Below are 21,886 nucleotides of genomic sequence, written 5' to 3'. Positions count from 1 at the left end.
TCCTAACGAATCCTGTCCGGGCGGCGCACCGCCTTCGCGGATGGGGTGGCCGCGCGCTATACCGACCGGCGCGGCCGCCGGAACCGAGGGCCGAGATCGGACGGGCCGGGCGATGCAGGAGACCGTCGTCCCTGAGGGACCAGGGGTGAGCGAGAAGAAGCGCCGGGCCACGGCCGCGGAGATCCGCGAACGGGCCTTCCTCGACGTGATCGACTGGCTCGACTACCGCGTCGCGGTCTGCCGCGACGGGCTCGAGCGCTACAGCGCCTCCCACGGCGCCGACAGCCGGGCCGCCGCGGCCGAGCGCGCCGCCGCCTTCGAGGCCGAGCTGATCCTGCGCGAGATCCGCAAGCTCGCCGAGGTGCCGCCGCGGTCCAGGACCTTCCGGGAGGCGGCCGAGGCGCGCCGCCGCTACGTCGCCGCGCAGGCCTCCCGTACCGGCGAGCCGGAGCGGGAGGCCTGATCGTTCGGGGGCCGGACCCGCCGCGCGCCCGTCACTGCAATTCCAGCACCACGCTGCGGAACCCTTGCGGCTTACGCGCCGGGCAGATGTCGGTGTCGTCGGCCAGAAGCTGCACCTTGGTGCCGTCCGCTGCCACCACGAGGCCTTCGGGCTGGAAGTCGGGGATCGCCGCCAACGCCTCGGCGGCGCCGGGAACCCGGGCCGGGGCCTCGCCGGCACGCCCCGACCAGCGGTAGAGGTCGAAGGCGCCGCCGCGGCCGCCCGCCACGATGAAGTAGGCCTTGATCCCGCCCGCATAGGCGATGTCGCGGATGCCGCGGCCCTTGAGGTCGAGGGCGATCGGCTTGCCGAGCTTCGGGGCCGCCCCCTCCCCCAGCATCGCGGCCGGGTTCTCGACCGGCACCACCAGGGCGTCGTTGTCGGCGTTGAGCGGGTTGCCGAGGCCGACGAACAGGCCGCGCCCGTCCGGAGCCGTGCTCAGGCCCTCGATCGCGAGGCCCCGCCGCTGCGGGCTGAGGTTCGGCTTCGCCGCGAGATCGACGGCGATGCGGTCGGCGAGCGCCGGATCGAGGTCGGCGATCGCCTTGGCGAGCCCCCGGAACGCCTTGCCCTTCGGCGCCACCGTGGGCGCGGCGGCGTCGCCGCCGACCGACAGGGCGAGGACCTGGCGGGTCGCCTCGCGGGTCCGGCCTTCGGCGTCGCGGCCGTGCGAGCCGATCGCCACGAGGTCGCTGCCGAGCCAGGTCAGCGCCTCGAGGTCGGCCTGGCCCGGCTCCTCGCGGGCATCGGTCGCCAGGGCCGCATCGAGGTCGCCGCCCTTCAGGGCGAGCGGCGGACCGGACTCGTTCGCCCGGTAGAGGCGCAAGCTGTTGTCCGCGTCGCTCACCACCAGGACGCGGTCGCCGAAGCTGCCGGCCGGGTATGGGACGGCGCCGGAGGCCTGGCAGGTCCCCCAATGCATCAGAACCGGCCCCGCCTTCACCTCGGCGCGCGCGGCGGAGGCCGCGAGACAGAGGGCGAGCCCGGCAACGAGGGTGTCCCGACGCGTCGTGCGCAGGCCCGTCATGGCGTTCCTCCCTGGTAGTGCGGTCCGGCTGGGCGGGACCGTCCTGGTTGACGTCCGGATGCGCGACGGCCTTCGAGCGGGCCCCGGCGCCTCCCCTCACCCCTCCCGGCCCGGCTCGTCCCTGCGCCGGGCCGCCTCGCTCCGGCGCCGATCGCGCCGCAGCACCCACAATTGCCAGAAGCCGAAGCCGAGCACGGCCCCGAAGACGAGCCCGAAATCGAGCAGCGCGAACAGCGTCTCGTTCACGACGGCGCCGCGCCGCCGAAGCGCTCCCGCTCGCGCAGCACCTCGATGAGGTCGAGGACGCGCACGACCCGCGCGGCGAGGTTCCACCAGGCCGGACGCGCTCCGGCGAGCGGAGGCAGGACGACCGGGGAGACGGCGACCGGGGGGACGGAGGCGGGCCTGGGCATCGCCGTCACCGCCTCGACCAGGAAGGCGGCCTCCGGCAGGACCGGCCGGTCGGCACGGCGCAGCGAGCCCGTCAGCGCCGCACGGGCGAGGAGCTGCGCCTTGCGGGATCCCGGAACCCGGGCCCGGCGGCTGACCGGATCGAGGCCGCCGCGGGCGAGGTCGCGACCGATCTCGGCGTAGATCAGGCCGGCGGCCCGCACCGCCGGCCGGCAGGCGGCGGGAAGCTGCGCGATGCCGGAATCGGCCCGCGCGTACAGCAGGTCGGCCGCGGCGAGCAGGCGCGCGACCACGGCGGCGAGCGCGGGGCTCTGCTCCGGCCGGGCCAGGAACGCGTCGGGGTCGATTCCGGCGTCGCGCAGCCAGGATTCCGGCAGGTAGAGGCGCCCGGCGCGAGCATCCTCGCCGACGTCGCGGGCGACGTTGGTGAGCTGCATGGCGATGCCGAGGTCGCAGGCCCGGGCCAGCGCCTCGCCCGAGCGCTCGCCCATCACCAGCGTCATCATCGCGCCGACCGAGCCGGCGACCCGGGCCGCGTAGGCGACGAGGGAGGAGAGATCCGGGTGACGGCGCCCGGCGGCGTCCCAGGCCAGGCCCTCGAGGAGCGCGGCGGGCAGGGCCTGGGGGATCGCATGGCGGGCGACGATCTCGGCGAGCGCCCGGTCGGCGGGCGCGTCGGCGGGCCGGCCGGCATAGACCGCAGCCAGGCGCGCCCGCAGGCGGGGCACCGCGTCGGCCTGGGCGCCCGCCCCGTCGACGGCATCGTCCGAGAGGCGGCAGAAGGCGTAGAGCCCGTAGGCGTCGCGGCGCACCGCCCGGGGCAGCAGCCACGAGGCGGCGTAGAAGCTGCGCGACCCCGCCCGGATCGCCGCCCGGCAGGCGGCGTGGTCGGCGGGGCGGGCGGTACACCCTCCGAGAGGTGCATCAGGCGAAGACGGCAGCATCCGGCACCACGCGATCGAGGATCTTCGACGAGGACAGAACGCCCGGAAGCCCGGCCCCCGGATGGGTGCCGGCGCCGACGAGGTAGAGGTGGCGCACCGCGCCGCAGCGGTTGTGCGGGCGGAAATACGCGCTCTGGGTCAGGATCGGCTCGAGCCCGAAGCCGGAGCCGCGGAAGGCCAGGAAATCGTCGGAGAAATCCTGCGGCGTCGTCACCCGGGAGGTCGCGAGCGCGTCCGACAGGCCCGGCAGCACCGTCGCCTCCAGGCGCGCGGCGATGCGCTGCCGGTACGGCTCGGCGAGCGCCGCCCAATCCTGGCCGCCGGCGAGGTTCGGCACCGGGGCGAGCACGTAGAAGGCATCGTGGCCCGGCGGCGCCACGCTCGGGTCGGTCGCGGTCGGGCGGTGGAGGTAGAGGCTCATGTCCTCGGCCAGCACCTTCCGGGAGAAGATGTCGTCGAGAAGCCCGCGATAGCGCGGCCCGAGCACGATCGTGTGGTGCGGCAGCTCCGGGTAGGTACGCCGCGTCCCGAAATACCAGACGAACAGCCCCATCGAGGAATGCGCCCGGGCGAGACGCCTGGATCCCCGCCCCCGGACCTCCGGCGGCAGCAGGTGCAGCGCCGTGGCGACGGAATCGGCGTTCGACACCACGATGTCGGCCCGGATCGCCGTGCCGTCGGCGAGCGCCACGCCGCGCGCCGTGCCGTCCTCGACCAGGATGCGCGCGACCTCCGATCCGCACCGCACCTCGCCGCCCTGGCCCTCGATCAGCCGGACGAGGCCGCGCACCAGGGCGCCGGTGCCGCCGAGCGCCGAATGCACGCCCCAGCGCCGCTCCAGCGACGCGATCAGGCAGTAGAGCGCGCTCGCCCGGAACGGCGATCCGCCGATCAGGAGAGGGTGGAAGCTGAAGGCGGTACGCAGGCGCTCGTCGCGGAAGACCGAGGAGACGAGGGAATAGACGCTGCGGTGCCCGCCGAGGCGCAGGAGGTCGGGGGCGATGCGCAGCATGTCGGTGACGCGGCCGAACGGCACCGCCCCGAGCTGCTCGAAGCCGACCCGGCACAACTCGTCGGAGAGCCTCATGAATCGGTCGTAGGCGGGCGCCTCGCCGGGGCTCAGCCGCTCGACCTCGTCGCGCATCGCCGCCGGATCGCCGGACATCGCGAAGGTGGCGCCGTCGTCGAAGCGGATGCAGTAGAACGGCCGCATCGGCACCAGGGTGACGTCGTCGGAAAGCCGCCGGCCGCACAGGGCCCACAAGTCCTCGAACAGGAACGGCGCGGTGACGATGGTCGGCCCGGCATCGAACGTGAAGCCGTCCTGCCGGTGGACCCGCGCCCGTCCGCCCGGCTGGTCGAGCCGCTCGAGCACGCTGACCCGGTAGCCCCGCGCGCCGAGCCTCACCGCCGCCGCGAGCCCGCCGAAGCCGCTGCCGATCACCACCGCACGAGGCCGGCGCCGGGCGGACGTGACCCGCGGCGGCGCATCGTCGAGTGTCAACATAGGTTGACACTATTGTCCCGGTCGGGGCGGGTGGCAAGGGGGAAACGAGGGCCGCCGCACGATCGAACGGCGAGCGTCAGGCGCGCGCCGCGTCCGCCCGGATCAGCTCCGCCACCACCTCCGGCTTCTCCTCGTGGGCGAGATGCCCGAGGCCGCGCAGCCACTCCACCCGGGCGCGGCCGCCGAGGCGGTCGGCGAGGGCGATGGAGACGTCGGGCGCGATGGTGCGGTCCTGGCTGCCGACGATCAGCAGGAGCGGGACCGCGAGGCGGGGCAGGTCGCGGTCGAGGGACACGAGGTCCCAGTTCGCCATCATGCCGAGTGCCCCGGCGACGTGGCCGGGGGTCTGGAACAGGCGGCGGTAGAGGTCGAGGCCGGCGCGGTCGAGGGTCGAGCCGGTGCCGTGGATCAGCCGCTCCACCGCGGCGCGGTCGGCCGACCAGGCGAAGACGCGCGGCGTGACCGGGTTGAGGAACAGCGCCCGCGCCATCGCCGGGAACAGGAAGCCGGCCATGCCCGGAAACGGCTTGAGCGCGGCGTTGAGCCCGACGAGAAGGCGGGGGGCGAGCACCCCGTCGAGGCAGAGGCGAGCCAGGATCGCGGCTCCCGCGGAATGACCGACGACGATCTGCGGGGCGGCGTCGAGGGTGCGCAGCAGAGCGGCGAGCGCGCGGGCCATGCGCGGCAGGGAGGGGGTCGGCAGCGGATCGGTGAAGCCGTGGCCCGGCAGATCGGGGGCGATCACCCGGAAGTCGCGGGCGAGCAGGGGCAAGAGCCCGCGCCAGGAATGGGTCGCCGCGCCGGTGCCGTGCACGAGGAGCAGGACCGGGCCCGCCCCGGCCTCCTGGACGTGCCAGGTCAGGCCGCCGGCGGCAACGAAACGGCTCGTCTCCCGGTTCGGCCAGTCGCGGCCCTGGCGGGCGAAATCGGGCCTGTCGTCGGACGCCCTCGCGCTCGTCATCGGGCTCATGCCGCCGGAGCGGCCTCGCGCACGGCCCTCGCGAGGCGTGCGGCATCGGCCTGCGGCAGGGCGAGGTAGCGGGCGCGCATCGCGGCGGCGAGCGCCCGGGCGGAGTCCTGCGGCCGGGCGGCGGTATCGATGACGAGGGCCCGGGTCCCCTCGGCGGCCAGGGCCCGGGCGGCCGCGAGGGCGTCGGCACCCGCTTGCACCCGTCCGGGCCGGCCGGCGCGGTCGATGTTGGCGCGGCCGTCGGTGAGGAGCAGCACGACCGGGCTGCGACCGCCGCGGCGCTCAGTAGCGGCGAGGCGGGCGGCCGCCTCGATGCCGCAGGCGAGCGGGGTTCCACCGCCGCCCGGCAGCGCGGCGAGCGCGCGCTTGGCCCGCACCAGCGAGCGGGTGGGCACCAGCAGCAGGTCGGCGACCCGGCCCCGGAAGGCCACCAGGGCGACGCGGTCGCGGCGGACGTAGCATTCGGCGAGCAGCTGCTCGACCGCGCCCTTGGCCTCGGCCAGTCGCTCCAGGGCGGCGGAGCCGGAGGCGTCGACCGCGAAGATCGTCGTGGTCTCGCGCCGCTGCACGAGGCGGCGGATGCGCAGGTCGTCCGCCGTGATGCGCAGGCGGGCCTCGCCGTCGCCGCGGCGCAGGCGCTGCCAGGGGGCAGCCGCCCGCAGGGTTTCGATCAGGGCGAGGCGCCCGCGGCGCGGATCGCCCGGCCGGGCCCCGACCGGACGGCCGCGCGGCGCCGCCGCGACCGCCCCGGCGCGGCCGGCCCCGGCGCTGCGGATGCGCGGTCCGTCCCCGGCGAGCAGGCGGGCGAGGAGGCCGGGCGGCAGGCTGGCCGCGACCGCGGCGAGGAGGCGGTCTTCCTCGCCCTGCCGGCCCTCGTGCCGGTCGTCGTCGCCCTCGGCCTCGTCGGCGGGCAGCGCGTCCTCTCCCGTCCGCTCGTCCTGCTCCTCCTCCTGCGGCCAGGCCCGGGCGCGGGGGGCGAGCACGAGGGCGGCCGCGGCGGCGAGGTCGGCCTCGCCCACCGCCGCGCGGCCCTCCAGGGCCGCGTGCAGCCGCGCGACGCGCAGGGCGAGGAGCGGTGCGCGCAACGAGGCGATCCCGAGGCGCGTCGCGAGGGCGCAGAGGGTTTCGGACGCGTCGGGGGTGGTCTCGGGACGGACCTCGCGGGCGGCGGCGAGATCGGGGAGCGGCGGCGCTGCCCCCAGCGCAAGGATGGGCACCGCGTCGAGGTCGAGATGGAGGGCGATCCGGTCGGCGAGGCCGGCCGGCACGGCCTCGTCGTCGCCCTCCCCCTCGTCGAGGAGCACGAGGCCGAAGCGGGCCGGGCAACGGGTCGCGACGCCGTCGCGCGCGACCTCGACGGCGCCGGCATCGAGCCCCTGGGCGATCCGCGCGGCGGTGCCGGGCGCCAGCCGCTCGGCCATCGGCACCAGCACCACGCCGCCGTCGCTGCGGGCGAGCAGGCCCGCCTGCGCCACCGGGCGTCCGGTCCGCAGGGTGGCCGGCAGGTCGAGCCCGCCGAGGAGAGCGTCGTCGGCGATGCCCGCCGGCAGGCGCGTCACCGGTGCGCCGGCGGGAAGGAGGGCGCGCAGCCGGTCGAGCCAGGCCTCCCGCACCGGGCCGGGCCGGGCCCGCAGCACGACCCCGGTGCCCGCGGGATCGAGGGCGAGGAGCGCCGCCGCGCGGCAGGCCTGGAGCCAGGTCGCGTCGGGGCTGGCGCTCACCCGACGACCTCGGCGAGGGCGCGGGCGATCCGCGCCTCGGAGCCGGCCTCGTCGAGGGGGTTGCGGCGCAGGCGGTGGCCCAGGGCGCTCGGGGCGACCTCGCGCAGGTGATCGAGGGTGACGGTCGCCGCGCCGTCGAGGCTCGCCAGCGCCCGGGCGGTGCGCATCAGGGTCAGCTCGCCGCGCAACCCGTCGGTGCCGAGCGCCAGGCACAGCCGGGCCGCCGCCTCCAGGATCGTGTCCGGCACCGCGACCTCCGGCAGGTGCGCCCGCGCCGCCAGGATCTGGCCCGACAGCCGTGCTTCCTCGCCCGCCCACTCGGCCGCGAAGGCGGCGGGGTCGCGCTCGTAGGCGTCGCGCCGGCGCACGATGGCGATGCGGGTGGGAAGATCGGTCGGCGTCGTCACGGTGACGGCGAGCCCGAAGCGGTCGAGGAGCTGCGGGCGCAATTCGCCCTCCTCCGGGTTGCCGCTGCCGACGAGGACGAAGCGCGCCGGGTGGCGCAGGCTCAGGCCCTCGCGCTCGACGGTGTTGACCCCGGACGCCGCCACGTCGAGCAGCAGGTCGACGAGGTGGTCCTCGAGCAGATTGACCTCGTCGATGTAGAGGAAGCCGCGATTGGCGCGGGCGAGCAGCCCCGGCTCGAACGCCTTCTCGCCGGCCCCGAGCGCCCGGCCGATGTCGAGCGCCCCGACGACCCGGTCCTCGGTGGCGCCGAGCGGCAGGTCGACCACCGGCACCGGCACGGTCCTCACCGCGAGGCCCTGCCCCCGGCGGGCGGCGCAGGCCTGGCACATCGCCGCGGCCTCGACCGGATCGCAGGCATAGGGGCAGCCCGCCACCGCCCGCATCGGCGGCAGCAGGGCGGCGAGCGCCCGCACGGCGGTGGACTTGCCGGTGCCGCGGTCGCCGAAGACCAGCACCCCGCCGACCGCCGGATCGACCGCCGCGACGAGGAGCGCGCGGCGCATCGCCTCCTGCCCGACGATGGCCGCGAACGGATAGGCTGGGCGCGGTCCGGCCTCGGCGAGAGCGGCGGGATCCACGACGGTCGGCTTCGGGAAGCCCGGCTTGGACGCCCGCCGGGACAGGGCCGATTGGGTGGGGGCCACGGTGCGGGTCCTCGCGGATGGAGTACGGGCAGGATCGGCCGGGACGTCGCGATTGTCTAATGAAATTGACGGCTATCTTTTCTGACAGCGACACACGTTACCGATCGAGTAGCCGAGACGGTCGCGCGTAGAGAACCCTCCCCTGCAGGGGGAGGGTTCAGATGTCGCGTCTCACGCCGCCCGGGCGAGCCCGATCCGGCCCCAGATCGTTCCGAGCGCCAGGGCCAGGTGATCGATGTCGGCGTCGCTGTGCAGCGGCGAGGGCGTGATCCGCAGGCGCTCGGTGCCGCGGGCCACCGTCGGGTAGTTGATCGGCTGGACGTAGATGCCGAACTCGTCGAGCAGCGTATCGCTGATCTGCTTGCACAGTACGGGATCGCCGACCATCACCGGCACGATGTGGCTCGGATTGTCGAGGAGCGGGATGCCGATGGCCGACAGCCGCCGGCGCACCGCGGCGACGCGGTCCTGGTGGCGGGCGCGCTCCGCGCCGCTCGCCTTGAGGTGGCGGATGCTCGCCGCCGCGCCCGCCGCGATGGCCGGCGGCAGCGAGGTGGTGAAGATGAAGCCCGAGGCGAAGCTGCGCACGAAGTCGCAGAGCGCGGTCGAGGCCGCGATGTAGCCGCCCGAGACCGCGAAGGCCTTGCCGAGCGTGCCCTCGATCACCGTGAGCCGGTGCATCAGCCCCTCGCGCTCGGCGATGCCGCCGCCGCGGGGCCCGTAGAGGCCGACGGCGTGGACCTCGTCGAGATAGGTCATGGCGCCGTGCGCCTCGGCCACGTCGCAGAGTTCGGCGATCGGCGCGATGTCGCCGTCCATCGAGTAGACCGATTCGAAGGCGACGAGCTTCGGGAGCTTCGGATCGACGAGACGGAGCTTGCGGTCGAGGTCGTCGGGATCGTTGTGGCGGAAGATGTGGCGCTCGGCCCGGCTCGAGCGGATGCCCTCGATCATCGAGGCGTGGTTGCCCTCGTCGGAGAACACGACGCAGCCCGGCAGCTTCGAGGCGAGGGTGCCGAGCCCGGCCCAGTTCGAGACGTAGCCCGAGGTGAAGAGGAGGGACGCCTCCTTGCCGTGCAGATCGGCGAGCTCCTGCTCGAGGAGCACGTGGTAGTGGTTGGTGCCCGAGATGTTGCGGGTGCCGCCCGCGCCGGCGCCGCAGCGGTCGATCGCCTCGTGCATGGCGCCGGTCACCGCCGGGTGCTGGCCCATGCCGAGATAGTCGTTCGAGCACCACACGGTCACCTCGCGGGTGCCGTGGGCGCCGTGCTGGGTGGCGTAGGGGAACCGGCCGGCCTGCCGCTCCAGATCGGTGAAGACCCGGTAGCGGCCCTCGCGGTGCAGACCCTGGAGAGCGGCGGAGAAGTGCGCTTCGTAGTCCATCGGGCGTCCCCTCGTGCGGTGTTCTTGTGGTCGGTTTCTTTCGGTGGTCACGGCGCGGCGTCGGCCCCGGGGCGGCGGGCGGGCAGCCCCCAGCCCCAGAGCGCGGCGGAGGGCAAGGGCAGCATCAGGAAGCCGTGCTCCAGGATGGCGAGCGCCATCAGGGTCGCCATCATGGTGTGGCCGGAGCGCTTGAAGGCCGAGGCGCTCTCGGTGACGGCGGGGTGGAGCAGCACCAGCAGGAAGCCGGTGGCGAGGATCATCGCCACCGGAAACAGCGCGTTCATCGGCGCGCGACGGAAGAAGCTGCCGAGGTAACGAAGGTGTTCGGGCAGGAACTCGGCGTGGAGGTTGCGCACGCCGAGGAACAGGTTGAGCCGGGCGCTGAGGTTCATCCCCCACAGCACCAGGTAGGTCCAGAGCGCCATCCGGTTCGGTCCGCCCGCCGTGAGCCAGGCGATGGCGGCAAAGCCGAGGATGATCGCCGCCTCGTGCCAGAGGTTGGTCGCGGCGGCCGCGCCGAACCGGGCGAGCCCCCGGTCGGTGGGAACGCCCGGGGTGCGCCGGGGGCCGGCGACATAGCCCATGTAGAAGGCCATCTCCTGCCAACCCCAGACGATCAGGGCCGCCGTGAAGGCCGCGTAGGCCCCCGCCTCGCTCTCCTGGTTGGTGCTCCAGCCGATCACCCACAGCGCTCCGAAGAGCGCCACGGTCGTCGCGCCGAAGCTCCAGGCATGGGTGCGGCGCGGCCGGTGGTTCAGCCAGAGGATCGCCCCGGTCAAAAACCACCAGATCACGACGGCATAGAGGATCGGCGCGGCGTAGTCGGACATGCGGGCGCTACCAGGCGGGGCTGAGGCGGATCTGCGCTGGCATCGGGTTGGCCTTCGCCGGCATCACCATCAGCCGGCCGAAAGCCAGGGCCGCCCTGGCGGCGTGGCCGGCATGCTTGATCCTGCCGATCAGGCCGCCCTGCGCCTTGGCCTCCTCGATGCCGCGGGCACAGGAGAGCAGGCGTTCGAGGCCTGCCCGGAAGCCCGGGTTATCGAGATCGAGGGTAAGCGGAAAGACCTGGCGCGAGATCTCGGAGGTAATGGCAAAGACCTGGAAGTCGTACTCCTTCGGGTCGATCCCTAGTGCCTTGTGGAAGGCCGGCCGGCACTGGTCGCGCACGTACATCGTGCAGAACACGGCGAGCAGGAAGAACTTGATCCAGTAGTAGTTGATGCCGGTGAGGAGCTTGGGGTTGGCGCGCATCAGGAGCGCGAAGGCCTCGCCGTGGCGGAACTCGTCGTTGCACCACTTCTCGAACCACTTGAAGATCGGGTGGAAGCGGTTGTCCGGATTGCGCTCGAGGTGGCGGAAGATCGTGATGTAGCGGGCGTAACCGATCTTCTCCGACAGGTAGGTCGCGTAGAAGATGAATTTCGGCCGGAAATGGGTGTACTTCTTGGCCTTCGTGAGGAAGCCGAGATCGATGCCGACGCCGAAATCCTTCAGCGTGTCGTTGATGAAGCCGGCGTGGCGCGCCTCGTCACGGCTCATGAAGGCGAAGAGCTCGCGGATGTCCTTGTTTTTGGCGCGCTTGCGCATCTCGGCGTAGAGCACGCAGCCCGAGAACTCGGCGGTGATCGACGAGACGAGGAAGTCGAGGAATTCCTTGCGCAGCTCCGGGTCGAGGCCCGATAGGTCGAGGTCGAAGTCGGAATTGCGCACGAAGTGGCGCTTGTTGGGGTCCGAGCGCATCTCGGCGAGGAGCACGTCCCACTCGGCCCGCACCGGCTCGACATTCGTGCGGTCGAGCTCCTCGAAGTTGGTGGTGTAGAAGCGCGGACTCAGGAACGTGGTTTCCTGGGCCGACTTGGTGCTCTCGTTCGGGGTCTTCAGGGTCGTCGGGCTCATAGCCGCGTCCTTTCCGAGAAGCTGACTTCGTAGAGTTCGGTGAGTTCGAAATGGCCCGCGATGCGGGTCCACAGGCGCTCGATGGCGCCGGCGCGCACCACGGTGGCGGTACGGCGCACCACGATCCGGTCGCCGTAGGGCACGGAGGTGGGGGCGTCGTGCACCGTCACCTCGTCGCCCGGGGCGATCAGGAGCCCGCCGTCCAGCGTGACGTGGGCGTGCAGGCTCTCGGCCGTCTGCTCGATCTCGACCGTGCACGGCACCTCGATGCGGCGTTTGCCGCTCAGCCACTGCATCACGATGCGCCCCTCCCCTGTTCGAGCAGCCGCGCGAAAGCGACCGCGTTGTCGAGCCCGAAGGCCTCGAGGTTGATCCGCCGGCCCGATGCGACGTCGTCGAGGGTCAGCGTGCCGTTGTCCCAGCGGGTGAGCCGGAACGGCGGGTCGCGGGGCAGGCCCTCGCGCAGGCGGGCCTGGGCCATCACCCGCAGGGTCGCGCGCAGGAAGCCGTCCTCGCCGGGCTGCACCTCGGCGACGAGGCGCCCGCTCCCGGCGTTGCGCAGGGAGACGCGGCCGTCCGGCCGGTCCTCGACCGCGAGGTCGAGCACCTGGACGGCGAGCGCCGGCGGCATCTGGGTGATGCCGACGCCGCCGAAACGCCCGATCGCCACGGCGGCGAGCGAGAAGGCGACGAGGAGGCCGGCATTGCGCAGGAGCGGCCGGGGTATCGGGATGTCGTGCGCCATCGCCCTCTCCCTAGTGGCCCGCGGCAGCGAGGCGGCCGGGCAGGACGGGGCTGGCGGCGGGGGCCGGCGGGAGCGCCTGGACGGGCTGGCCGCTCGCCTCGGCCAGCGCCGTGGCGATGCGCTTGGCCACCGTCTCGGCCTCCGGCACGCAGCGCAGCATCGGCTCGGGCCGGGTCAGGCGCCAGGGCCGGGCGTGGGGCCAGAGATGCAGGTAGGCGAGCCTCACGCCGGGCTTGAGCCGAAGCGGCAGGTCGCCGCTGGCGTCGCCGAAACGATGGAACGCGGCGCCCTCGATCTCCTTCAACGGCAGGTTGACGTCCATCTGGAGCGCGATACCGATGCGCAGCATCAGCCGCCTGTCGGTCAAGGTGTAGACCGTGGTGCGGCAGGTGCCCCAGGCGAGCGCGAACAGGATCACCAGCGCCAGGGCACCGGCGAGCAGCACCGGCCAGGCCGCCGAGACCCGCCCGGAGGAATAGGCCTGGAAACCCGCGAGCCCGCCGAAATACAGCGCCACGAGATCGACGTGGAAGGCGCGGCGGGCCAGGCTGACGAGAGCCGGGCGGCCCTGCCACAGCAGGCGCTCGCCCTTGGGCAGCGGGCCGGGCAGCCCGTGGGGCAGCAGATCCGTCACAGCAGCGGCTCCTGTCACAACAGCGGTTCTTGGCGGTCGTCGGTGGCGTAGAGCGTGCCGGCGCCGTAATAGGCGATGACCCGCTCCTCCTCCCGAAGGGTGATGCTGTCGGGGTCGCGGTGCGGTGGCACGCCGGCGAACTGGCGGGCGAGGAGCGCCTCGACGATGATCTTCTTGTGCCGGCTGAAGCGCTGCACGTCCGCGAAGGTCACCGGGATCAGCACGGTGCGGTCGCGGGCGCCCTCCAGTTCCATCTCGTAGTAGCGCGGCAGCGATTCGCCGCGATCGACCCAGATCTCCGTGACGGTGCCGGCGAGCACCCGGTCGGCGCCGTAGACCGGCATGCCGCGGGGATCGGGATCGTCCGCCGAGACCGTGAACTCGTCGGCGACGCGCATCGGTACGATGCGGGTCTTGCCCTCCCAGGTCAGGTCCGGCCGCTCGGCGCGCAGCGCGTAGGCACCCGGGCCGACGCCGTCGGCGAGCCGCGAATCGTCCGTCGAGGTCGGGACGATCGGGGCGCCGGGCCAGGGCTCGAGCTTGACCGCCTTGAGCTCGCCGACCGGCCCCTCGTGCGGACGCGGCGCCAGCACGGCCGAGCCGTCGGCGAGCAGGAAGGTCTTGGGGGACGGCACGAACAGCCAGTCCCACCCTTTCAGGCCGCCATGGACCTCGGATTCGAGCGGATAGCCTTCCCGGCGATCCTCGCGGCGCAGGTAGAAGACCAGGCCGGCAAAGAAGATCCAGAACGCGTAGAGCACCACTTGCGCGACGTCGAGATAGCTCGTGAGGGCACCCTTGGGCATGACGGCCTCCTTCTAGGACAGAGCCGGACGGGCGGAGAGCGGGGGAAGAGCGGGCCGGCGCACCAGCGGACCGATCGCCACCAGGGTGGCGAACAGGAGCCCGATCTCGATGTGGTAGACGACGAGGTAGCCGGTGGAGGCCTCGGACATCGCCTCGCCGAGGCGGCCCGAGACTGCGAGCGCCGAGCCCGCGTCGCGCAGGATGCCGCTCGCGGCGATCGCCGCACCGGCCGCCGTCGCCTGGACGGCCCCCCAGGCGCCGAGGGCGAGGCCGGACTGCTCAGGGGCCGCCCCGGCCATCGAGGCGGTCAGCGTGCCGTGGGCGAAGAGCCCGCCGCCCAGCCCGATCAGCGCGACGCCGCAGGCGAAGAGCCCGCCGGAGCCGAGAGGGGCGGCGAAGACCACCGCCGAGAAGGCCGCGATGCCGACGACCGCGCCGGCCGCCGCGACCCGGAACGGATCGCCGCCGCGGTTGAGCCAGCGCGCGGCCGTCAGCAGCCCGATCCCGCCGCCGACGGCGAGTACGGCGGTGAGCGCGGTGGTCGCCGCGACCGGCAGGTGCAGGATCTGGCCGCCATAGGGCTCGAGCAGGATGTCCTGCATGCTGAACCCCGCCGTGCCGAGGCCGGTGGCGATGAGGCGGCGGCGCGCCTGCGGCTGGGTCGCGTAGGCCTCCCAGGCCTCGCCGAAGCGGCGCGCCGGCACCGACTTGCGGGAGGTGTCGCGCGGCTCCTGCTTCCACAGGGCGATGCCGTTGAGGAGGAGCGTCGCCAGCGCCGCGCCCTGGATCACCTGGATCAGGCGGATGGCCGAGAAGTCGTGCAGCGCCAGCCCGAACACCACGGCGCTCGCCATCATGCCGGCGAGCAGCATGGCGCAGAGCAGCGCCACGACCTTCGGGCGGGCATACGCGGGTGCGAGATCGGTGGCGAGAGCGAGCCCCACCGTCTGCGTGGTGTGCAAGCCCGCGCCGACGAGCACGAAGGCGAGCGCCGCCGCCACCTGCCCGATCACGATCGGACCGGTCGTGTCCCCCGACAGGATCAGGAGCGCGAACGGCATGATCGCGAAGCCGCCGAATTGCAGCAGCGTGCCGAACCACAGGTAGGGGACGCGCCGCCAGCCCAGCACCGAGCGGTGGGTGTCGGAGCGGAAGCCCACCAGGGCGCGAAACGGGGCGGCGAGCAGCGGCAGCGCCAGCATCACGGCGACGATCCAGGCCGGCACGTCGAGCTCGACGATCATCACCCGGTTGAGGGTGCCGATCAGCAAAACCGCCGCCATCCCGACCGTGACCTGGAACAGCGACAGGCGCAGGAGCCGGCCGAGCGGCAGCTCCTTCGTCGCGGCATCCGCGAAGGGCAGGTAGCGGGGCCCGAGATCGGCCAGCACCCGGGCGAGGCGGCGGGCGGCGCTCATCGGCGCACCAGCTCCAGGGCGTTGGAGAGGTAGAAGCCGAAGTTGATCCGGCGGCTGCGGGCGAGGGCGAAGCCCTGAAGACCCGGCTCGGCGGCGACGCGGCGGCGCAGCGCCCCCTCCCCGACCGGCTCGATCGCCGGCGCCCGGTCGCCGCGGGGGAAGAGCCGGCCGGCGGCGTGCATCACGGTGAGCAGCGGGGTGCGCGGCGCCACCGTGAACAGCACCGAGGTATCGGTGCGGCGGGCCAGCCGAGCGAGCGCCCGGACGATGTCGGGGGTGCGGTAATGGATCAGCGAGTCCATCGCCACGACGTGGTCGAAGCGCCCGAGCGTGTCGTCGAGCATGTCGCCGACCTGGAAATGCAGCCGGCCGGACAGCCGAAGGCCGGCATGGCGCTCGCGGGCCAGTTCCACGAGGTTCGGCGAGACGTCCACCGCCACGACCTCGGCGCCGCGCCGCGCCGCCTCGACGGCGAGCGCCCCGGTGCCGCAGCCGGCATCGAGCAGGCGCCGGCCCGAGAGGTCGGCGGGCAGCCAGGACAGGAGCTCGGCCCGCATCGCGTCGCGGCCGGCGCGCACGGTGGCGCGGATGCGGCTCACCGGCGCGTCGGAGGTCAGCCGCGCCCAGGCCTCGACGGCGGTGCGGTCGAAATAGGTTTCGAGCTGGGCCCGGCGAGCGGCGTAGGTGGAGCTGGTCATCAGTCGAACCCGAGAAATTCGAAGAGGTCCCGATCCTTCATCGGCACCGCCGGAAGCGGATCGACACCGGCCCAGAGCTGTTCGGCGAGTTGCAGGTACTCGGCCTGCACCGCGAGCAGTTCCGGCGAGGGATCCATCTCGAACAGCGTCGCCTTCTTCAGGCGCGAGCGGCGCACCACGTCGAGATCCTGGAAATGCGCCAGGCGCTTCAAGCCCACCGCGTCGTTGAAGCGGTCGATCTCGTCGGTCTTCGCCGAGCGGTTGGCGATGACGCCGCCGAGGCGCACGCCGTAATTCTTCGACTTGGCGTGGATCGCCGCGACGATCCGGTTCATCGCGAAGATCGAATCGAAGTCGTTCGCCGTGACGATCAGCGCCCGGTCGGCGTGCTGGAGCGGCGAGGCGAAGCCGCCGCAGACGACGTCGCCGAGGACGTCGAAGATCACCACGTCGGTATCTTCCAGGAGGTGGTGCTCCTTCAGGAGCTTCACCGTCTGCCCGACGACGTAGCCGCCGCAGCCGGTGCCGGCCGGCGGGCCTCCCGCCTCGACGCAGCGCACGCCGTTGTATCCCTCGACCACGAAGTCCTCGACGCGCAGTTCCTCCGAATGGAACTGCACCGCCTCCAGGGCATCGATGACGGTGGGCGCCAGGCGCTTCGTCAGCGTGAAGGTCGAATCGTGCTTGGGGTCGCAGCCGATCTGCAGGACGCGCTTGCCGAGCTTCGAGAACGCGACGGAGAGGTTCGACGAGGTCGTGCTCTTGCCGATGCCGCCCTTGCCGTAGACGGCGAAGACCTTGGCGGTCTCGATGCGGATGTCCGGATCGAGGGCGACCTGGAGGCTTCCCTCTTCCCGTCGGGCGGGGACGGGGTTTCGGATCGCGATGTTCATGCGGCAGCCTCCGCGGTGATGCCTTCGAGCCGGTCCTCGAGGGCCTCCTCGGCCCGGTCGAGGGCGGCCCGGGTCTCGGGGTCTGGGGTCCAGAAGCCGCGCCGATGCGCCTCGATCAGGCGGTGGGCGACCTTGGCCGAGGCGGCGGGGTTGAGCGCCGCCATGCGCTCGCGCATCGCCTCGTCGAGGACGTAGGTCTCGGTGATGCGCTGGTAGATCCAGGGCGCGACCTGATCGGTGGTGGCCGACCAGCCGACCGTGTTGGTGAGGTGCTGGTCGATCTGGCGCACGCCCTCGTAGCCGTGGCCCAGCATCCCCTCGACCCATTTCGGGTTGAGCATGCGGGTGCGGGTCTCCAGAGCGACCTGCTCGGAGAGCGAGCGCACCCGGCCCTCGCCGCGGGTCTGGTCGCTGATATAGACGGGGACCGAGGTCCCCCGGGCCTTCGCCACGGCGCGGGCCATGCCGCCGAGCCCGTCGAAGTAATGGTCGACGCTGGTCACGCCGACCTCGACCGAATCGAGGTTCTGGTAGGCGAGATCGACCCCCGCCAGCACCGCCTGCATCAGGGCACGGCGGGGCTCCGGACGGCCGTCGCGCCCGTACGCGAAACTCTTGCGGCGCGAGAACGTCTCGCACAGCTCGGTCTCGTCCTCCCAGCGCCCGGAATCGACGAGGTGGTTGAGGTTGGCGCCGTAGGCCCCCTCCGCGTTGCTGAAGACCCGGAGCGCCGCCGTCTCGAGATCGATGCCCTGCGCCGCCTGGTGCGCCAGCGCGTGCTTGCGCACGAAGTTCATGTCCTGCGGCTCGTCGGCGCTGGCGGCGAGCCAGGCGGCCTCGGCCAAAAGCTTGGTCTGGAGCGGCAGGAGATCGCGGAAGATGCCGGACAGGGTCGCGACGACGTCGATGCGCGGGCGCCCAAGGTCCTCGAGCGGGATCAGCACCGCGCCGCAGAGCCGGCCGTAGCCGTCGAAGCGGGGCTGGGCACCCATCAGCGCCAGCGCCTGGGCGACCGGCGCGCCCTCGCTCTTCAGGTTGTCGCTGCCCCACAGCACCAGGGCGATGCTCTCCGGATAGGCGCCGCCATCGGCGGCATGACGGGCGAGCAGCTTTTCGACCTGGGCCCTTCCGTCGGCGAGGGCGAAGGCGCTCGGGATCCGGTAGGGATCGAAACCGTGCAGGTTGCGCCCCGTCGGCAGGATCGCGGGCGAGCGCAGCACGTCGCCGCCGGCCACCGGGGCGACGAAGCGGCCGTCGAGGGCGCGCAGCAGGGCCGGGATCTCGTGATCCTCGGCGAGCAGCCGGTCGGTCTCGGCGAGCGCCCGGAAGGCCGCAAGAGTCGCCTCGGCGGCGCCGGGACCGGCGGCCTCCTCCGGCGTGGCACCGGCCACCAGCCGTGCGATGCCGGCGCGATCCGGCGCGAGGCCGTGGACCGATTCGGCGAGCGCCAGGAGCAGGTCGATGCGCTCCTCGGGCGGCGTCCCCTGCCCGACCACGTGCAGCCCATGCGGGATCAAGGTGTGTTCGAGCTCGATCAGCCGGACCGCGAGATCGGCGATGCGCGCTTCCGCGTCCTCGCCCCAGCCGTCGCCCGCGGCGAGGTCGAGGGCGAGTGCCTGGCCGTGGATGAGCGCCGCGAGCTTGCCCCGCTCCGCGGCCTCTTCCGGCGGCAGGGCGCGGCGGCGCTCGAGCGACGCCTTGAGGTCGATCAGCCCGCGATAGAGCCCGGCCTGGGCGAGGCTCGGGGTCAGGTAGCTCACCAGCGTCGCGGCGGCCCGGCGCTTGGCCAGCGTGCCCTCCGACGGGTTGTTGGCGGCGTAGAGGTAGACGTTGGGAAGAGCCCCGATCAGCCGCTCGGGCCAGCAGGCGGCCGACAGCCCGGTCTGCTTGCCGGGCATGAATTCGAGCGCCCCGTGGGTGCCGAAATGCAGCACCGCGTCGGCACAAAAGTCCTCGCGCAGGTAGCGGTAGAAGGCCGAGAAGGCGTGGGTCGGGGCAAAGCCATGCTCGAACAGCAGGCGCATCGGGTCGCCCTCGTAGCCGAAGGCCGGCTGCACCCCGACGAAGACGTTTCCGAAATGTGCGCCGAGCACCAGGATCGTCGAACCGTCGCTCTGGTGCCGGCCCGGCGCCGGGCCCCACTGCGCCTCGATTTCGGCGAGATGCGCCTCGCGCCGGACGTGGTCGTCGGCCGTGATGCGGTGGGCGACGTTGGCCTGCGTGCCGAAGCGGGCGGCGTTGCCCTCCAGGACCCGGGCGCGCAACGCATCGACGCTTTCGGGCACCTCGACGGAATAACCGTCCGCGTTCAGGCCCTGGAGCACGCGGTGGAGCGAGTCCCAGACCGACAGGAAGGCGGCGGTGCCGGTGGCGCCGGCATTCGGCGGGAAATTGAACAGGACGATCGCGACCTTGCGCTCCGCACGCGCGCGGGCCCGGAGCGAGACGAGACGCGCCACCCGCTCGGCGAGGCGCGCGGTTCGCTCGGGATGCACCGCCATGTCGCGGGACTCGCTCCCCCCGGCGGCGCGGCCGCCGAACACCATCGGGGCGGTGGCGCCGTCGAGTTCGGGGATCGCCACCATCATGGTCGCCTCGACCGGCGACAGGCCCCGGGCCGAGGCCTCCCACTGCTCCAGGGTCTGGAACTCGACCGCCTGCGCGGCGAGGTAGGGTACGTCGAGCCGCGCCAGCATCGCGCTCGCGGCGGCGGCGTCGTTGTAGGCCGGGCCTCCGACGAGGGAGAAACCGGTGAGCGAGACCAGCGCATCGATCGCCGGCCGGCCGTCGCGCAGGAAGAATTTTTCGACTGCGGGACGGTTGTCGAGCCCGCTGGCGAAGGCCGGCACGACGCTGAGCCCGCGGGCCTCCAACGCCGCGATCGCCCCGTCGTAATGCGCCGTGTTGCCGGCGAGCACGTAGGAGCGCATCAGCAGGAGCCCGACCCGGCCGGCCTTGCCGGAGGCCGGCAGCCGGTCGAGGCGCTCGGTCACCCGCTCCGCCAGGCGCGGATGGTAGAGGCCGGTCTCGGGGTAGCTCAGCGGCTCGGCCGCCGTGAGGTGCCGGCGCCAGGCGGTGCGCGGGCCGGCGGCGTAGCGGCCGGCGAGGAAGCGCACGAGATTGACGACGTTCTCGTCCGAGCCGGCGAGCCAGTATTGCAGCGTCAGGAAGTACGCCCGCACGTCCTGGGCCGAGCCCGGGATGAAGCGCAGGATGCGGGGGATCTGGCGGATCAGCGCCATCTGGCGCGCACCGTTCCCTTGCGTGCCGCCCGGCCCCGACTTGCCGCGCAATCGCTTGAGGAAGTCGAGCGCGCCGCGCTGCGAGCCGTCCATGGCGAAGCGGTTCATCCGGGTGGTGCGCACCACCTCGGCGGCCGAGAGGCAGCCCACCATCGCGTCGCACTCGGTGCGCCGAGCGAGCAGCGCGGGGAGCACCGCCCGGACGTGCTCGTCCATGAACAGCATCGCCGAGAGCACGATGTCGGCCCGGGCGATGTCGGCCCGGCAGGCCTCGACGGCCGACGGATCGGTCTCCCACTCGGCGGCGGCGTGGAAGCCGAGGACGAGGCCGGGCGCGCTCACGGCCAGCACCCGGCGCGCCCGCTCCACCGCCCCGGCGAGGTGGTTGTCGAGGGTGACGATGACGACGCGCAGCTCCGGCAGCGCGCCCGGTCCGTCACCGGCTGAAATGCGCTTTGGCATCGTACAGGGTCTCGACGGTGATGAGCGGGAGCGCCCGTTCGCGGGCGTAGCGTTCGGTGTTGTGGCGGGCCTTGCCCCGCACGAAGAACGGGACCTTCTTCAGCTCGCGCTCGGCCTCGATCGACCAGACCACCGGCGTCGCGGCGGTGACAGGCGCGGCAACGACCGCGGTCTCGGCCTCCTCGCGCGGCGCTCCGCCGAGATCTGAAGGGGCGACGCCGTCATGGAATTCCGGGTCGTCCCGGAACATCGCCAGCAGGTGCTCTTCCAGCCCCATCATCAGCGGGTGGACGAAGGTGTCGAAGAGCACATTCGCGCCCTCGAACCCCATCTGGGGGGCGTGGCGGGCCGGCACGTCCTGGACGTGCATCGGCGCCGAGATCACCGCGCAGGGGATGCCGAGCCGCTTGGCGACGTGGCGCTCCATCTGGGTGCCGAGCACCAGCTCCGGCTGCGCCGCGGCGATCGCCGCCTCGACCGCGAGGTAATCGTCGGTGACCAGCGCCTCGATGCCGTGCTCGGCGGCCTCCGCCCGGACCTCGCGGGCGAATTCGCGCGAATAGGTGCCGAGCCCGACGACGGAGAAGCCGATCTCGCGCGCGGCGACCCGGGCCGCCGCGATGGCGTGGGTGGCGTCGCCGAAGACGAAGACGCGCTTGCCCGTGAGATAGGTCGAATCGACCGAGCGCGCGTACCACGTCAGGCGCGAGCCCTCGCCGTCGAGGACCGGCGCCGGGTCGATACTGGCGAGCGCCGCCACCGCCTCGACGAAGGCGGTGGCGCCCTTCACGCCGATCGGTGCGGTCTCGACGAAGGGCTGGCCGTGACTCCGCTCCAGCCATTGCGCGGCGGCCCGCGCCACCTCCGGATAGAGCACGACGTTGAAGGCCGCCTGCCCGAGCCGCCCGAGATCGGCCGGCGTGGCGCCGAGCGGTGCCACCACGTTGACGGCGATGCCGAGTTCGGCGAGCAGCCCGCGCACCTCGCGCAGGTCGTCGCGGTGGCGGAATCCGAGCGAGGTCGGCCCGAGGATGTTGCAGCTGGCCTTGGGCCGCGCCGGGGCGGGCGCGGCGGGGGCGAGCGTGCGCACGAGGCGATAGAAGGTTTCCGACGCCCCCCAGTTCTCCTTCTTCTGGTAGGCGGGCAGCTCCAGCGGGATCACCGGGATCGGCAGGCCGAGCGCCTTCGACAGCCCGCCCGGATCGTCCTGCAACAATTCGGCGGTGCAGGAGGCGCCGACGATCATCGCCTGGGGCCGGAAGCGGCCATAGGCGGCGGCGACCGCCTGCTTGAAGATCTCGGCGGTGTCGGACCCGAGGTCGCGGGCCTGGAAGGTGGTGTAGGTCACCGGCGGGCGGGCGCCGTGCCGCTCGATCATGGTGAAGAGCAGGTCGGCATAGGTGTCGCCCTGCGGCGCGTGCAGCACGTAGTGCAGGCCCCGCATCGCGGTGGCGACCCGCATGGCGCCGATATGGGGAGGCCCCTCATAGGTCCAGAGCGTGAGCTGCATG

The 21,886-nt window shown here is 73.1% G+C and carries 20 protein-coding genes; 1 reads left to right on the top strand and 19 read right to left on the bottom strand.

What is annotated here, in order from left to right:
* Positions 1–145: 145 nt before the first annotated feature.
* Positions 146–463: a hypothetical protein gene (locus tag V3T34_RS13100; protein WP_305076419.1), complete on the top strand. Its 318-nt coding sequence runs from the start codon at positions 146–148 to the stop codon at positions 461–463.
* Positions 464–494: 31 nt separating this feature from the next.
* On the opposite strand, the gene V3T34_RS13095 is transcribed toward V3T34_RS13100, so the two are convergent.
* The 19 genes from V3T34_RS13095 to bchB all read right to left on the bottom strand — a co-directional run bounded on the left by V3T34_RS13095 (position 495) and on the right by bchB (position 21,885).
* A complete protein-coding gene (locus V3T34_RS13095; protein WP_305076420.1) occupies positions 495–1,529 on the bottom strand; it encodes a DUF3616 domain-containing protein in 1,035 nt (344 codons plus the stop codon).
* Positions 1,530–1,625: 96 nt separating this feature from the next.
* Positions 1,626–1,775, bottom strand: coding sequence for a hypothetical protein (locus V3T34_RS13090; protein WP_305076421.1), 150 nt, complete (start codon positions 1,773–1,775; stop codon positions 1,626–1,628).
* Positions 1,772–2,884, bottom strand: coding sequence for a phytoene/squalene synthase family protein (locus V3T34_RS13085; protein WP_305076422.1), 1,113 nt, complete (start codon positions 2,882–2,884; stop codon positions 1,772–1,774). The genes V3T34_RS13090 and V3T34_RS13085 overlap by 4 nt, the downstream gene beginning before the upstream one ends.
* Positions 2,865–4,391, bottom strand: coding sequence for a phytoene desaturase family protein (gene crtI, locus V3T34_RS13080; RefSeq protein WP_305076423.1), 1,527 nt, complete (start codon positions 4,389–4,391; stop codon positions 2,865–2,867). Before crtI ends, V3T34_RS13085 begins: the two co-directional genes overlap by 20 nt.
* Before the next feature lie 76 nt (positions 4,392–4,467).
* Entirely contained in the window at positions 4,468–5,352 is an 885-nt protein-coding gene (gene bchO, locus V3T34_RS13075) for an alpha/beta fold hydrolase BchO (RefSeq protein WP_305076424.1), read from the bottom strand.
* Between the two features lie 5 nt (positions 5,353–5,357).
* Entirely contained in the window at positions 5,358–7,082 is a 1,725-nt protein-coding gene (locus tag V3T34_RS13070; RefSeq protein WP_305076425.1) for a magnesium chelatase subunit D, read from the bottom strand.
* Complete coding sequence (gene bchI, locus V3T34_RS13065; protein ID WP_407942703.1) at positions 7,079–8,053, bottom strand: magnesium chelatase ATPase subunit I; 975 nt, start codon at positions 8,051–8,053, stop codon at positions 7,079–7,081. Before bchI ends, V3T34_RS13070 begins: the two co-directional genes overlap by 4 nt.
* A 312-nt stretch (positions 8,054–8,365) precedes the next feature.
* Positions 8,366–9,577 carry a 5-aminolevulinate synthase gene (gene hemA / locus V3T34_RS13060; protein WP_091883199.1) on the bottom strand — a complete coding sequence of 404 codons (1,212 nt, stop codon included), beginning with the start codon at positions 9,575–9,577 and terminating at the stop codon, positions 8,366–8,368.
* Between the two features lie 47 nt (positions 9,578–9,624).
* Positions 9,625–10,407 carry a putative photosynthetic complex assembly protein PuhE gene (gene puhE / locus V3T34_RS13055; RefSeq protein ID WP_091883197.1) on the bottom strand — a complete coding sequence of 261 codons (783 nt, stop codon included), beginning with the start codon at positions 10,405–10,407 and terminating at the stop codon, positions 9,625–9,627.
* A gap of 7 nt (positions 10,408–10,414) precedes the next feature.
* The gene (gene acsF, locus V3T34_RS13050; protein ID WP_305076426.1) at positions 10,415–11,476 is read right to left on the bottom strand and encodes a magnesium-protoporphyrin IX monomethyl ester (oxidative) cyclase; all 1,062 of its coding nucleotides are present in this window, start codon (positions 11,474–11,476) and stop codon (positions 10,415–10,417) included.
* Positions 11,473–11,772, bottom strand: a complete 300-nt coding sequence (locus V3T34_RS13045; RefSeq protein ID WP_060845457.1) for a hypothetical protein — start codon at positions 11,770–11,772, stop codon at positions 11,473–11,475. The genes acsF and V3T34_RS13045 overlap by 4 nt, the downstream gene beginning before the upstream one ends.
* Complete coding sequence (gene puhC / locus V3T34_RS13040; RefSeq protein ID WP_177202190.1) at positions 11,772–12,221, bottom strand: photosynthetic complex assembly protein PuhC; 450 nt, start codon at positions 12,219–12,221, stop codon at positions 11,772–11,774. Before puhC ends, V3T34_RS13045 begins: the two co-directional genes overlap by 1 nt.
* A 10-nt stretch (positions 12,222–12,231) precedes the next feature.
* Entirely contained in the window at positions 12,232–12,855 is a 624-nt protein-coding gene (gene puhB, locus V3T34_RS13035) for a photosynthetic complex putative assembly protein PuhB (RefSeq protein WP_305076427.1), read from the bottom strand.
* A 14-nt stretch (positions 12,856–12,869) separates the two neighbouring features.
* Positions 12,870–13,661: a photosynthetic reaction center subunit H gene (gene puhA, locus V3T34_RS13030; protein ID WP_091883187.1), complete on the bottom strand. Its 792-nt coding sequence runs from the start codon at positions 13,659–13,661 to the stop codon at positions 12,870–12,872.
* Between the two features lie 12 nt (positions 13,662–13,673).
* A complete protein-coding gene (locus V3T34_RS13025; protein WP_305076428.1) occupies positions 13,674–15,080 on the bottom strand; it encodes a BCD family MFS transporter in 1,407 nt (468 codons plus the stop codon).
* Positions 15,077–15,778, bottom strand: coding sequence for a magnesium protoporphyrin IX methyltransferase (bchM, locus tag V3T34_RS13020; RefSeq protein WP_305076429.1), 702 nt, complete (start codon positions 15,776–15,778; stop codon positions 15,077–15,079). Before bchM ends, V3T34_RS13025 begins: the two co-directional genes overlap by 4 nt.
* Positions 15,778–16,671, bottom strand: coding sequence for a ferredoxin:protochlorophyllide reductase (ATP-dependent) iron-sulfur ATP-binding protein (gene bchL, locus V3T34_RS13015; RefSeq protein ID WP_048451562.1), 894 nt, complete (start codon positions 16,669–16,671; stop codon positions 15,778–15,780). Before bchL ends, bchM begins: the two co-directional genes overlap by 1 nt.
* Complete coding sequence (locus tag V3T34_RS13010; RefSeq protein ID WP_305076430.1) at positions 16,668–20,375, bottom strand: magnesium chelatase subunit H; 3,708 nt, start codon at positions 20,373–20,375, stop codon at positions 16,668–16,670. Before V3T34_RS13010 ends, bchL begins: the two co-directional genes overlap by 4 nt.
* Complete coding sequence (bchB, locus tag V3T34_RS13005) at positions 20,350–21,885, bottom strand: ferredoxin:protochlorophyllide reductase (ATP-dependent) subunit B (protein WP_305076431.1); 1,536 nt, start codon at positions 21,883–21,885, stop codon at positions 20,350–20,352. Before bchB ends, V3T34_RS13010 begins: the two co-directional genes overlap by 26 nt.
* Position 21,886 lies beyond the last annotated feature (1 nt).

This window comes from Methylobacterium ajmalii (assembly GCF_036448855.1).
Lineage (GTDB): Bacteria > Pseudomonadota > Alphaproteobacteria > Rhizobiales > Beijerinckiaceae > Methylobacterium > Methylobacterium ajmalii.
Note: the sequence above shows the minus strand (reverse complement) of the source record. Positions and strands in the feature narration are given on the sequence as shown.